The 12778-nt window shown below is 44.1% G+C and carries 12 protein-coding genes; 8 read left to right on the forward strand and 4 right to left on the reverse strand.

Annotation, left to right across the window (positions count from 1 at the left end; translation table 11 throughout):
- Genes KSZ58_RS00975 through KSZ58_RS00985 form a run of 3 tightly spaced genes read left to right on the forward strand, consistent with a single transcriptional unit; the run spans nucleotide 1 to nucleotide 2259 of the window.
- Complete coding sequence (locus KSZ58_RS00975) at nucleotides 1–633, forward strand: histidine phosphatase family protein (RefSeq protein WP_002607030.1); 633 nt, start codon at nucleotides 1–3, stop codon at nucleotides 631–633.
- A complete protein-coding gene (locus tag KSZ58_RS00980) occupies nucleotides 614–1624 on the forward strand; it encodes a dihydroxyacetone kinase subunit DhaK (RefSeq protein ID WP_009270230.1) in 1011 nt (336 codons plus the stop codon). Before KSZ58_RS00975 ends, KSZ58_RS00980 begins: the two co-directional genes overlap by 20 nt.
- An 11-nt stretch (nucleotides 1625–1635) precedes the next feature.
- On the forward strand, nucleotides 1636–2259 hold the full coding sequence (locus tag KSZ58_RS00985) for a dihydroxyacetone kinase subunit L (RefSeq protein WP_008818282.1): 624 nt from the start codon (nucleotides 1636–1638) through the stop codon (nucleotides 2257–2259).
- Nucleotides 2260–2446: 187 nt separating this feature from the next.
- Here KSZ58_RS00985 and KSZ58_RS00990 read toward each other — a convergent pair whose 3' ends face one another.
- A complete protein-coding gene (locus tag KSZ58_RS00990; protein WP_009270231.1) occupies nucleotides 2447–3079 on the reverse strand; it encodes a transaldolase family protein in 633 nt (210 codons plus the stop codon).
- Nucleotides 3080–3282: 203 nt separating this feature from the next.
- Here KSZ58_RS00990 and KSZ58_RS00995 point away from each other — a divergent pair, with 203 nt between their 5' ends.
- The gene (locus tag KSZ58_RS00995; protein ID WP_002607034.1) at nucleotides 3283–4401 is read left to right on the forward strand and encodes an iron-containing alcohol dehydrogenase; all 1119 of its coding nucleotides are present in this window, start codon (nucleotides 3283–3285) and stop codon (nucleotides 4399–4401) included.
- A complete protein-coding gene (locus KSZ58_RS01000; RefSeq protein ID WP_008818284.1) occupies nucleotides 4394–5209 on the forward strand; it encodes an HAD family hydrolase in 816 nt (271 codons plus the stop codon). The genes KSZ58_RS00995 and KSZ58_RS01000 overlap by 8 nt, the downstream gene beginning before the upstream one ends.
- Before the next feature lie 38 nt (nucleotides 5210–5247).
- On the opposite strand, the gene KSZ58_RS01005 is transcribed toward KSZ58_RS01000, so the two are convergent.
- A complete protein-coding gene (locus KSZ58_RS01005) occupies nucleotides 5248–6735 on the reverse strand; it encodes a PRD domain-containing protein (protein ID WP_009270232.1) in 1488 nt (495 codons plus the stop codon).
- Nucleotides 6736–7153: 418 nt separating this feature from the next.
- Here KSZ58_RS01005 and KSZ58_RS01010 point away from each other — a divergent pair, with 418 nt between their 5' ends.
- Nucleotides 7154–8530 (forward strand): MATE family efflux transporter, encoded by a 1377-nt coding sequence (locus KSZ58_RS01010; protein WP_009270233.1) that lies wholly within the window; start codon nucleotides 7154–7156, stop codon nucleotides 8528–8530.
- Between the two features lie 51 nt (nucleotides 8531–8581).
- A complete protein-coding gene (locus tag KSZ58_RS01015) occupies nucleotides 8582–9484 on the forward strand; it encodes a hypothetical protein (RefSeq protein ID WP_009270234.1) in 903 nt (300 codons plus the stop codon).
- Nucleotides 9485–9669: 185 nt separating this feature from the next.
- Here the strand turns inward: KSZ58_RS01015 and KSZ58_RS01020 are convergent, their stop codons facing one another.
- Nucleotides 9670–10839 (reverse strand): aminotransferase class I/II-fold pyridoxal phosphate-dependent enzyme, encoded by a 1170-nt coding sequence (locus KSZ58_RS01020; RefSeq protein ID WP_008818288.1) that lies wholly within the window; start codon nucleotides 10837–10839, stop codon nucleotides 9670–9672.
- Nucleotides 10839–11327, reverse strand: a complete 489-nt coding sequence (locus tag KSZ58_RS01025; RefSeq protein ID WP_008818289.1) for an Lrp/AsnC family transcriptional regulator — start codon at nucleotides 11325–11327, stop codon at nucleotides 10839–10841. The genes KSZ58_RS01020 and KSZ58_RS01025 overlap by 1 nt, the downstream gene beginning before the upstream one ends.
- A 217-nt stretch (nucleotides 11328–11544) precedes the next feature.
- Here KSZ58_RS01025 and KSZ58_RS01030 point away from each other — a divergent pair, with 217 nt between their 5' ends.
- Entirely contained in the window at nucleotides 11545–12723 is a 1179-nt protein-coding gene (locus KSZ58_RS01030; RefSeq protein WP_009270235.1) for a viroplasmin family protein, read from the forward strand.
- The last annotated feature ends 55 nt before the right edge of the window (nucleotides 12724–12778 follow it).

The raw sequence follows: 12778 nt of genomic DNA on the forward strand, positions 1-12778 counted from the left end.
ATGATGTATTTCTATTTTGTGCGCCACGGGGAAACACTATCCAATATATGGCATACGCTGCAGGGATGGTCGGATACTCCGTTGACGGAAAAGGGAATCGCACAGGGAAAGGCTTTGGGAAGAGGACTGGCAAATACACCGTTTGAGAAGATATATTCATCAACAAGTGAACGCGCTTATGATACTGCCTGTTATATACGGGGAAAAAGAAATATGGAGATAACCATGTGCAGGGGTCTGAAGGAAATGAATTTCGGTACCTTTGAAACCAAGGCCAATACATTTGCCGGATGTGAAACCTATCTACAGAGAATTCAGTTTCCATGGAAGGCTGCCGGTGGAGAAAATTTGGAGGATGTCTGCCAGCGAATCCATCAGACAATGAGACAAATATTGGAAGAGAATAAAGGAGGACATGGGAATATTCTATGTGTGAGTCATGGAATTTCCATACTGGCTGCTCTGCATACTGCGGATAAGGAAGTTTATGAAGAATGTCTGAGGAATGAAGTGAGGTTTGGAAATTGCAGTGTGACAATTATCGGCTATCATAAGGGAAGGTACACGGTAGAATGCATCAACTCAACAGAATATGTTACAAAGGGAGGCTATTATGAAAAAGATTATCAATGACCCGAATAAGTATCTATCGGAGATGCTGGAAGGGATCTATATCGCTCATCAAAATCAATTGACATATGTAAATGATGATCCGCAATGTCTGGTTACCAAAACAAAAAAAGCAGGGAAGGTGGGAATCGCAACCGGTGGAGGAAGCGGACATCTGCCTTTGTTTCTGGGATATGTAGGTGACGGTATGCTGGACGGCTGCAGTGTAGGCGATGTCTTTCAGTCTCCAAGCGCTGAACAGATGCATGCAATCACAAAAGAGATTGATTCAGGTGCCGGAGTTCTCTATATTTACGGAAATTACAATGGGGATATATTTAATTTTGATATGGCGGCAGAAATGGCGGATTTTGAGGATGGAATTCGTGTGGAAACAGTGCTTGGTGCAGATGACGTCGCTAGTATCGGGCCGCTTTCGCAGGACGAGAAGACAACAAGGCGGGGTGTTGCAGGTATTTTCTTTGTTTATAAATGTGCCGGAGCAGCTGCTGATAAAATGATGAGCCTTGACACTGTGACACGCATTGCAAGAAAAGCAAGCTGGAACACAAGGACGCTGGGTGTTGCTTTAACATCCTGTGTCGTTCCCCGTGTCGGGCATGCCGGTTTTCATATCGAAGAGGATGAAATGGAAATCGGAATGGGAATTCATGGAGAAACGGGTATTCGCAGAGGAAAGATTGAAACAGCTGATCAGATAACAGAAGAGATGATGAATAAGATAATAGAAGATCTTCCTTATGCACCTGGAGATCGTGTTGCGGTACTTGTAAATGGTCTGGGGGCGACTTCACTGGATGAACAATATATCGTAACGAGAAAAATCAATCAGCTTCTCATGGATAAAGGAATAGCTGTTCACCGCTATTATGTGGGGGAATATGCAACCTCACTGGAAATGGCAGGAGTATCCATATCCTTACTGAAGCTTGACGAAGAGCTTACAGAGCTGATTGATTATCCGGCAAATACCCCGTTCTTTAAACAGCTGTAGGAGAATTTAATATGGATGTTAAATATATAAAAAGCCTGTTAAACTGTTTTGCAGAGGTTATGCAGGAGAATAGAGAGTTCTTAATTGAACAGGATAGTATCGTGGGAGACGGGGATCTCGGCTTAACGATGAGTGACGGTTTTCAGGCTGCTGCGGAGGCTGTACGCAAAAGCGATGAAACAGATGCAGGCAAGCTATTATATATGGCAGGAAAAGCGATGTCTGTTGCCGTACCCTCCACAATGGGTACCCTGATGGCAAGTGGATTTATGCAGGCGGGGAAAGCGTTAAAGGGTGTCTGTGAGCTCGATCTGAACCATATAGCACAGTTCTTTCAGGCATATGAAGCTGGTGTGATGCACAGAGGAAAAGCAAACATAAACGAAAAAACGTTCCTTGATGGTATTGACCCTGCTGTACAGAGTATGAGAAGCAGCCTGAAAAACCATGAGAGCCTGGAAAGCTTCGCACAAAAAGCATATGAGGCAGCATGTGCAGGCTATGAAAATACTGCTACCATGCTGGCGGTTCATGGCAGGGCGGCTACCAGAGGAGAAATGAGCCGTTCGCTGAAAGATCCGGGGGCCTGCGTTGCTATGCTGATGATGAAGGCATTTGTGAAATCCGTTAAATAGCAATGGTGGCTAACTATTTCTGTATGCAGATAGCCAGATAGTATACGTCATGCCTGCGTGATCGGTGCATAAAGTAGCAAGGGAAGACGCAGACTGAAATTCGGATAGGAAACAAAGAAAAGGACTGTGTCTATATGATGACAGTCCTTCTTATAGTAGATAGACAAACGGATTTTCTACATTTCCTTTATCGTAGATAAAAATCATCCTCGAAGGTACGTGCTCCACTATCGGTTAACGGATGCTCCAGTGATTTCATATACAATGTGTATGGAATCGCGGCATAGTCCACCTTCATTGCTGCCAGCTTCTCCAGCTGTGCCAGATTCTTGATGGATGCGGCAACAGTTTTCACCGGATATCTCTTAGCTGCTATCATTTCCTGAATATTGCTGAGAATACGCATGGCATCACTTCCGTACTCCTCGTTTCTTCCGATAAAGAAAAACAGATAATCCACATGGACATTGATGGCTGCCACAGCCTGTCCCATGGTGAAAATCAGTGTCATTGCCGTTTTAACTCCACGTTTATGCAGCGTGTCTGCAAGATGCAGACCATCCTTTGAAAAATTGATTTTAATAACAATCTCACTGTATAGGGCAAGAAGCTCCTCTGTCTGCTGCAGCATTTCCTCATAGGTTCCGATGACCTCTCCACTTAGGAAATCAAGCTCCCTGTTTGAATAGCCGTTAACAAAATCATGCAGACGGATATCGTTTTTGCGATACATACTTGTGTTGGCTGTTACACCTCTTGCGCCCAGCATCAAAGCCTCTTCTATTTCCTGTGCATTCCCGCTGTCAATCAGATACAGCATACCATCACTCCTCTTCTTTTTCTTAAGTATACAAAATCTGTGTATATTTGGGCCTTCATCATGCAACCTTTGTTTCCATAAGGATGCGGTAAATATCTCCCTGTATTTTTTTCCGTATCATTATGGAAGCACTCTGTATAGCTGTGTTCTATACAGCGGTGAAAAAACACGTATAATGAAGCTGTAAAGAGGAGGTATGTACTATGTTTCATTATTATCAGCCTACAAAGATTCATTTCGGTGCAGGTCAGCTGAATGAGCTGGGGCATGTTTGCAGAGGCTATGGAAAGACCTGTTTTCTTGTAACAACACCGGATGCTCCCCTGCAGCCGTTATATGAACGTGTGAAGAAACTGCTGGATGCGGAAGGTATCAGCGTTATTCATTTTGATAAGGTAGAACCCAATCCAAGTGTGGAAATCGTAGAACAGGGATTTGCCATGCTGAAGGAGCAGCCTGCCGATTTTGTATTGGCAGTCGGGGGCGGAAGCTCGATTGACACAGCAAAGGCGATTGCATTTGCGAATGGTAAAGAGTCGATTGACTGGGATCATCTGTTTAACGAATACAGCTCACCGTTCGCATATTACCCTTCCTACAGTGAAAAACACCTGCCCCTGCTGAGTGTACCGACAACCTCAGGAACCGGTTCTCAGGTAACACAGGCGGCTGTCATCACAAGAGGAAAAGAGAAAATCACATTCTTTCATCCGGATAACTTTTCACAGGAAACGATTCTGGACCCGCAGCTGATGCTGACCCTGCCAAAGCGCATGAGTGCCGCTACCGGCTTTGATGCGTTTACCCATGCGTTTGAGAGCTACATCAATGCCAATGCATCCCCTTACAGTGCGATGGATTCCATGGAGGCAATGCGACTGGTGATTGATCATCTGCCACATGTACTGGAAGATCCGCAGAATCTGGAATTCCGTACAAACATGTGTCTTGCCGACACACTGGCTGGCCGCGCACTGGCTAATTCCGGTGCAAGTGCACCGCATCCGCTCTCTGAAATTATTGGCGGAATTGTACATCTGCCGCACGGGGAAGCACTGGCTGTCGTTTTCCCTGCCTTCATTCAGCATATGGCAGATAAAAACAAGGAGCGTTTTGCGGATGTCGCAAAGCTGTTTGGCAGTGACGATTTATATACGGCAATGATTGAATTCCTGGAAACAATCGGGCTTCACAAGAAGCTGAAGGATTTCGGAGTCAGTGAGGAAGACTTTCAGGAAATTCTGGCATCTCCAGTTCTGGATCATCTGCCATTTGGAAGCAGAGAGGAGCTGGAGGCTATTCTGAAAGACTCCTATGCCTGAAATTCGCCTCATAGGTCTTGATCTGGATGGAACCCTGCTGAGAAAGGACAACTCGGTAAGTGATGAAAATATTAGTGCATTGCAGGAATGTATAAAACAAAACATTCAGATATATCTGATCAGCGGACGGCCTTACTGCTTTACAAGGATGATTGCGGAAAAAATTCATCCATCCGTAAGGGTGATTTCCTCTAACGGAGCGATATACGAAATAGGGACGAAGTGTATCATGCATACGATAGAGCCGCATGTTCTGTATCAGATTATTGATGTGCTGAAGGAGCATGCACACGCACATGCCTTTTTCAAGGGAAAGCACGAATTCTTTACGCATGAGCCTTATGATGAGAGGTTTCTCTACGATCATATAAATAATCAGCTGCCGGCAGAGGTTCAGGTAACATCCTTTACCGGCATGAGTTGGGAAGATCTGAAGCACCATGCTCATGATATTGCGAAGATACTGGTCTATGATATGCAGACGGATCGGCTATTAAAAGCCAGAAAACAGATAGAATGTATAGAAAACATCACGGTAACCGATTATCAGCCTATCAGCTTTGATATCACTGCCGGTGGTGTTCATAAAGGGAATGCTATAAAAGCTGTACTGCAATCCCTGCATTTGAAGAAGGAGGAATTTATGGCTTTCGGTGATGCCATGAATGACCTTCCCATGTTTGCGGAAGCGGGACTTACTGTAGCCATGGCAAATGCTGCTGAGGAAATTCAGGCATCCTGCGATATTGTAACTGCAGATTACATGGATGACGGGGTTGCTAAAGCAATACAGCGGTATATTTTATGAGAAAAAGGGGCTGCATGTACAGTCCCTTTTTCTGTGGTTTAGAAATGATTCTGATGATTGAACAAACTCTGGATATCATCCCGCAGCCGTTGTAGAAATGTCTGATCCGGCAGCATGGGAATCTGATACCAGTGAACAGATGGCGGTACGGTAAGGGGAAAGGTGGAAAATATGACAGGATAATGCATCCAACTATCCGGTTCGCTAACCTCCTGCCATCGTATTACACGTTGTATTTTCACCTCCTGAATATGCGTTTGCAGCAGCCGTAAGGAAAAAATAAGCTCACTGTAGCGATGCTCATATAAAAAGACTGCCTCCAGCGGCTGCAGTGTGTATTGCAAAGCAGCTGCTATATGAAGGGTGATGTAGGATATTTCATCCTCCGGAAGCTGCAGGCCGCAGATATCCTGTACAATCTCTTTCATGGAGGAAGCCATTTGGTAGGGAATCGGAAATTTAGCTTTCATAGCATCCTTCAGCGGATTGTCATATTCATAATAATAGACGGATTTTTCCAGAACATTCGATAAATGCTGAAAGAGCCGCTTTTCAAACGTATCACTGTCGATTTTAGGGTAACGTGCATAAATCGGCGGTGTGAACCGCCGCAGGATTTCTTTGCAGGCTGCCTGTATTTCCGGCGTTTGCAATAAACCGGTATTGGTGTTCTTCAATGTCAGAAGGACAGATAAGGCATAGGAAAGCTCTTCCTCGGGAATTGTCTGCTGCAGATGATGTTCTATTTCTTTGCGCAGGTGCATCAACTGTTGAAACAGCGCCGTCTTTTGCAATGGATTTGGACTGTGCATATGCACATGATTTCCTCTGGATATACGATCCAGTGCAATATAATACAACACACTGACATATTCCTTATCCGCCTGATTCAGCTGTAAAAAGCTGCATACTTCGAACTGACGGATATAAAGCAGGATGTTCCTTTTTACGGTATTGTCTGAAAAGCATGCTTCAACAAAATCATTCAGCGGCTTGTGGAAGGTTATGGTACGGGCTTCATGCAGTTCGTTAACCAGCTGTGCCAATGCTTTGCGAATGCGCTTTTCTCCTTGCAATATCTGTATACCACTTCTTGTATGGGAGATGGACAGCTGATAGGTCCGCAGCCATTGCTCAGCCTTTCGTATGTCTGCATACAGAGAGCTGCGAGATATATGGAGTGTTTCCTCCAGCTGAAACATGCGCAGTGGACGTGAAAAGCGAAGCAGACTGTAAAGGATGTAGCTGACACGCTCCCTTGGCAATATAAGAGGACAGCGCGTTTTTTCATCAAGCAGATAAGTTTGCAGCTTCATCATATTTTCCCTGCTTCCGGAAAGTGTTATTCCGCAGCCGGGTTTTCGTGTAAGCGTCAATGAGAATGCGGCTAGTAAAGCATCTGCCTGCTTCAGATACGTCCGTACGGTTTTTTCAGACAGTCCCGCCTGTTTCGCAAGCTGAAAGGTTGTGCAAAAGGGAGAGACGATCAGCTGCTCCAGTACCGGATATAAAAGATAAGGTTTCATAGTTCATCACATTATCAGTATAGCACAATTTAAAAAGGACAGCTTCGTACAAAATTACCGTATTATTGCGGTAAATTGTACGTAGGTGTTTTCATGATTCTGCTGTATAATAAAGATGTCAGGAATGATGTTATCATCCCATGGCGATTGACATCCTTTGTTTACAGATGTCGCTGTATCATGAAGTCTGAGCATGATACATGAAAAAGGACGCTGCGCCGTCCTTTTTTCAAACGCAAAAGCTTACATGAAGCAAAAAGGAAAGCCCTGCGGCATCAGGCTTCCATCACATATATCAGCAGCCTGTCGAAACGGGTTTTCTTTTATAATTCTTACAAAAAGCGCTCTTATGCTTATAAGCATCATTGCCTGCCTGTATAAAAGTATGGTAAAATTACTCACAGTTTGAGGTGATAGCATGATAGACCGAAAGGTTTTTGTACGGCTGCTTCTGACAATCGGACTGCCGATTGTTTTACAGCAGATTATTTCATTGAGTCTGAATATGATCGATACCTTTATGATTGGAAGTATCGGTGTGGGTGAGCTGGCAGCTGTAGGGGCGGCAAATAAGGTATACTTTATATTCTCCATTATCTGTTTTGGAATTTACAGCGGTTCGAGTATTTATGTATCCCAGTACTGGGGAATCCGCGATGTAGAAAATATCCGCAAGGTGATTGCAATCGAAATGCGCATCGGATTTTTCCTCGCCCTGTTTACTGTTGGGCTGGCGCTGGTGTTTGCACCGCAGATTCTGCATCTGTTTGTAAGAGAACCGGATGTTGTGGCAATCGGTGCCTCCTATCTGCGTATAACCTGTTTTACGTATCTCATGACTGCATTTTCTTTTCTTATGAGCTTTAATTCGCGTGCCATTCATAATCTGAAGGTGCCTACCCTTGCCAGCGTCCTGGCGATAACCGTCAATACCGTATTGAATTACGGACTGATATTCGGCAATTTTCATCTGCCGAGGCTGGGTGTTGAGGGTGCTGCTATCGCTACGTTGACCGCAAGATTTGTGGAAATGCTGCTAATCCTGGGCTATGTTTATTTCAGTGAAGACCATCCGCTGGCAGTTGACGGTGCGACCATTCGCAGACTGGATGTACCACTGATGAAGCGTGTAGTGAAAACTGCTCTTCCGGTGGCTATGAGTGAAAGTGCATGGAGTATCGGAACGACGGTCTGCTTTATAGCGTACGGTCTGCTGGGAACGAGTGCAGTTGCCGTTGTGCAGGTGGCAAGTGTAATCAATGACCTGTTTCAATGCGTGTTTTTCGGACTGGGGAATGCCTGTGCTGTCATGATCGGGAATGAGCTGGGAAGAAATCATACAAAGCTGGCGTATTCGTATGGAAGAGTCTTCATTGGAATCAATATCGGCTTCTGCCTGGTTATGACAGCAGCTCTGCTTCTTATGAAAGGCAGGATTATCGATATCTACAATTATGATGCTGCCACAAGCCAGATGCTGAATCTTACATTGATCGCCTATGCGCTGTATACCACACCGAAAATGATGTCATATGTACATATATGCGGGATTCTGCGCTCCGGAGGCGATACGAAGTTCTGTATGTTCTGTGATTTGATCGGTATATGGTTTGTCGCAATCCCCATGTCATTTCTTGCGGCTGCTGTCTGGAGGCTGCCGCTTCACTGGGTTGTTGCACTGTCCTTCAGTGATGAGCTGGTAAAGGCTATGGTTACACTATGGCGCTTCCGCTCCAAGAAATGGATTCATGTCCTTGTCCGCAGGGAACAGGAATGTGAAATAAGCGGCGCATAATGCTTGAAAGTATGCTACTATATACATATAAAAAGTAAGGGAGTAATTCATATGGATCATTTACCTGCACAGGAGGCAAAGCATGTCATCAATCTGCTCAGCGGTCTGTTTCTGTATGCATATCGGACAAAGAATAAGAAGGCAAAAGTAACCATGGACAATATAGAGCATCTGTGCCATGTGGGGAGTACGATCGTGTTCCGCAATGAACAATCAAGCAGGCGTCTCATTTCACAATACCTCAAGCTTCATCCTCAGCTGCCGAAAGAGGACGCTGCCTGTATTGCAAGGTTTCAAGGCTGTCGTAAGCAGCAGCTGTATGTTATGATGTATGAGCAGGAATATACCTTTGTAATGGATCGCAGGGGCAGAACGCTGTATGGCGTAAAGGGGATTACAGATTCTTTGAGCTTCCTGCTGCGCAATCAGACACTACCCTGCATGGTGCAGTATGCCATCCTGCCATATAAAAATCATTTCATCCTCGACAGTATCGGAAACACGCAGGCAATTGCGGATCTATCCTTCGTAATAGAGCTTTTTGAGGAATATCGCGGTATCGCTATGGAAAAAGGTGCGCTGCTTTCAGAGCATGAGACAGCTTCCTTCTCGGTGCTGGAGCGCAATATGCAGGAAAAGAAGGAGGAGCTTTTCTCCGATTATCTGAATCCTTTAAACGCTATATTGTGGAATGCAGGTCAGGATCAGAAAAACAGCTTTCTGGAGCTGGCGCTTACCGCATGGAATCTAAGCTATGGCAGCGATAAACAGGCAGAGGAATTCTTTCCCAGGGATGTATTTCGAAGATATGTGAAGCCGTTGATGGAGTATCGCAGAACGGCATTTGCGAATGTTAAGTTTCTCATCGATCGTCTGGAGGCTCCGCTTGAAGGAGAAACATGCATGAGGGTAGTCGAGAAAAAGGAAATCGAACAGCTGGAGCTGGAGCTGTAAATGCATAAGATACAGGGCATTACGGCAGACTTTTGTAAAGCTTGATTCCGCTGATAAGCGTACCGTAAGAAAAAACTTAGAAAAATAAAAAGACTCAGGCTTCATCCTTCCTATAAGGATCGTCTGAGTCTTTCAGTGTTTAAGCATAACACATGCTGTGTTATGCATGCAGAAAATCTGTAAAATTATTTCTGCCGGAATTTTTCCATGAAATGATCAATGCGCTCAATAGCTTCACGGATATGGTCGATACTGTAGGCATAGGATACACGAATAAAGCCCTCGCCTGCATCGCCGAACGCAGTGCCCGGTACACAGGCTACACGCTGATCCTCGAGCAGCTGAACACAGAATTCATCACTGGTTAAACCGGTACCGCGAATATCCGGGAAGATATAGAAGGCGCCGTGAGGCAGGTGTGTTGGAAGACCGATGCGGTTGAAGCCCTTTGTAATGAAGTTTCTTCTTGTCATATACGATTCCCGCATTTCTGCGACATGGATATCACCGTTGCGCATGGCATCAATGGCACCGTATTGTGCAGCTGTCGGAGCGGACATAATGATATACTGATGAATCTTATTCATCGCATCCGTGAAGGTCTTGTTCGCAAGAACATAGCCAAGCCGCCAGCCGGTCATGGCATACGCCTTGGAAAATCCACTGATGATGATAACCTGATCCTTGATTTCATTGAAATTCGCAGGTGAACAGAAGGTACCGTCATAGGTAAGCTCTGCATAGATTTCATCACTGATTACGATAATTTCATGCTCCTTCAGTATGGGGACAAGCTTGGCATAGTCCTCCCTCGTCATCACACCGCCGGTCGGATTGCTCGGAAAATTCATCAGAATTGCTTTGGTCTTCGGTGTAATTGCGGCTTTCAGCTTCTCCGGGGTCAGCTTGAACTGATCCTCATGCTCCAGCTTAATATGCACCGGTACTGCGCCGGTCAGCTCGACACTCGGTGTATAGGCTACATAGCTTGGCTCCATCAAAATGACCTCATCACCGGGATTTACAATGGCACGCATGGCAATATCGATGGCTTCACTACCGCCTACCGTGACAATGACATTATCCACAGGGTCATAATCCAGCTGGAACCGGCGCTTCTGATAAAGACAGATTTCCTCACGCAGCTCCAAAAGGCCCTGATTTGCTGTATAGTGTGTTTTACCGCTTTCTATGGAATAAATGGCAGCCTCACGAATATGCCACGGTGTGTCAAAATCCGGTTCTCCGACACCCAGAGAAATCACACCCTCCATTTCACTGGCTAGGTCAAAATACTTCCGAATGCCGCTTGGCTTGATGGTTTGTACGTGCTTACTTAAAAATTTCTCATACATTATGGCGTCACCACCAGTCGTTCATTCGGTTTTTCCTCTTCATCCAGAACAATACCGTTGACCTTATACTCCTTTAGCACGAAAAAGGTAGATGTGGAAACGACATTTTCTGTTGTTGCCAGCTTGGCACCGACAAAGTTGGATATTTCCTGCATGGTTCTTCCATAGATAATGACAATAAATTCACTCTTACCACTCATCAGATACATGGTATCGACTTCCGGGTAGCGATAGATGTTTTTGGCAACGCGATCGTAGCCGAAATCACGCTCCGGCGTAACGTCCACCTCAATCAGTGCCATGACCTTATCCTTATTGGTCTTTTCCCAGTTGATAATTGTATGGTAGCCACAGATGACCTTTTTCTTTTCCAGATCACTCATAGTGTGGATGACACTTTCCTCATCCTCCAGCAATACATCCGCCAAATCTCTGGTGGAGTATCTTGCGTTTGTTTCCAGTAATGACAGCAATAATTCTTTTTTCATCCTTTATCACCTCGCATAATACTTATATTTTAAACCGAGATGCTTATGAAGTAAACAAAAAGGTGAAAAGTTGATGTATTGCGAATCTTATCACAAATTCAAATGATGTTTGCATAGAGGCAGCAGCTATATTGATGTGTTTTACACTATAAATCCAGGAATGTAAAGCTTATAGCAGTACAAATTCTGATATAATAAAAAAATGACGGGCAAACATATGATTGAATTGAAGGGAGAGCAGGCAATGTGGTATATGATAGATTATGAGAATGTGCATGAAGAAGGTCTATATGGTATAGAAATGCTCAAGAAGGATGATAGAATATTCGTGTTTTATAATATGGGGGATAAAGAAAATGTTGAAAACGGTAAATTAAGGGAAGCAGCTGAAAAAGGCATTTCCATTCAATCTGTCGTCCTGTATAAAAGGGGAAAGAATGCGCTGGATTTTTATATCGCTTCAAAAATAGGAGAGCTATGCGGACAGGGGATGCAACAGGATATCGCAGTTATAAGCGGGGATAAAGGCTTTCAGGCACTGTGTGAATACTGGATGTATGTAGCGGATATCAGAAAAAGGATAATTCTGAGGGATACCATCTATCACGCTCTCTTTGATTTTGAATACGATCAGATCGGTAATTCCTGTTCAGATTTCAAAGCTATCTATCTTCACTGTATAAAACAGTATGGTAGAAAAATGGGCTGTGAGCTTTACTGGCATTTAAAAAAATATATGGAAATACGCAGAAATTATGTAAATGTTACAAGCATGCAAGACCAACGGAAATATTATGTTGTCTTAAGAGGATATAAGCCTGGTATATACGATACCGTCAATGACTATGAACGGAATATAATAGGGTACTCCAATGCTTTTGGCAGGGTGTTTTCTTCCTATGCACAGGCGGAGGATTTTTTTCTCGATTACTTGGCAGACAGCTGTTTCGCAGCTTCCACAGCATCCATAAATGAGCTTTGGAATGATTTTTGTTATCGTGTGAATCAAAGTCTGCAGTATGAGAATAAAACAATGATGAATGGTAGTCTTGCGGGGTATGTATGTGGAGGGTTTCATGCGGATACTCGCAGGTTTTATGCATTTTGGATAATTGCTTCAAAGGATGGCATCGTGGTGAAAATGAAAAATATAATACATGAAAATGAAAAGATGAAGAAGATAGGTGCTGTCGGAGGAGAAATTCTTGCAAGTAAGGCGGTATTAACATATGCTTTAAAATATGAATATCAGGAAATTAAAATGTATTGCAGTCATATAAAAGTGGCAGATTGGATAGAACGGGGTGTGCATACGGATAAGCTGCCGTATCGTCTGCACGCAGTCATAGGAAAAGCCAAAGATAGGCTGAAGGTTACCGCAGTACATTTTCAATAGTGAAATTGGAATTTATGAAATGTTATGCGGATGCTGATCGTTTTACACATGAAGG

The organism is Erysipelatoclostridium sp. DFI.2.3, from assembly GCF_019132535.1.
GTDB classification, from domain to species: domain Bacteria; phylum Bacillota_I; class Bacilli_A; order Erysipelotrichales; family Erysipelotrichaceae; genus Clostridium_AQ; species Clostridium_AQ innocuum.

Bases quoted from the DNA above. Each gene is read 5' to 3' on its own strand.
- KSZ58_RS00975 (WP_002607030.1), top strand. From the start codon at position 1: ATGATGTATTTCTATTTTGTGCGCCACGGGGAAACACTATCCAATATA.
- KSZ58_RS00980 (WP_009270230.1), top strand. From the start codon at position 614: ATGAAAAAGATTATCAATGACCCGAATAAGTATCTATCGGAGATGCTG.
- KSZ58_RS00985 (WP_008818282.1), top strand. From the start codon at position 1,636: ATGGATGTTAAATATATAAAAAGCCTGTTAAACTGTTTTGCAGAGGTT.
- KSZ58_RS00990 (WP_009270231.1), bottom strand. From the start codon at position 3,079: ATGCTGTATCTGATTGACAGCGGGAATGCACAGGAAATAGAAGAGGCT.
- KSZ58_RS00995 (WP_002607034.1), top strand. From the start codon at position 3,283: ATGTTTCATTATTATCAGCCTACAAAGATTCATTTCGGTGCAGGTCAG.
- KSZ58_RS01000 (WP_008818284.1), top strand. From the start codon at position 4,394: ATGCCTGAAATTCGCCTCATAGGTCTTGATCTGGATGGAACCCTGCTG.
- KSZ58_RS01005 (WP_009270232.1), bottom strand. From the start codon at position 6,735: ATGAAACCTTATCTTTTATATCCGGTACTGGAGCAGCTGATCGTCTCT.
- KSZ58_RS01010 (WP_009270233.1), top strand. From the start codon at position 7,154: ATGATAGACCGAAAGGTTTTTGTACGGCTGCTTCTGACAATCGGACTG.
- KSZ58_RS01015 (WP_009270234.1), top strand. From the start codon at position 8,582: ATGGATCATTTACCTGCACAGGAGGCAAAGCATGTCATCAATCTGCTC.
- KSZ58_RS01020 (WP_008818288.1), bottom strand. From the start codon at position 10,839: ATGTATGAGAAATTTTTAAGTAAGCACGTACAAACCATCAAGCCAAGC.
- KSZ58_RS01025 (WP_008818289.1), bottom strand. From the start codon at position 11,327: ATGAAAAAAGAATTATTGCTGTCATTACTGGAAACAAACGCAAGATAC.
- KSZ58_RS01030 (WP_009270235.1), top strand. From the start codon at position 11,545: ATGATTGAATTGAAGGGAGAGCAGGCAATGTGGTATATGATAGATTAT.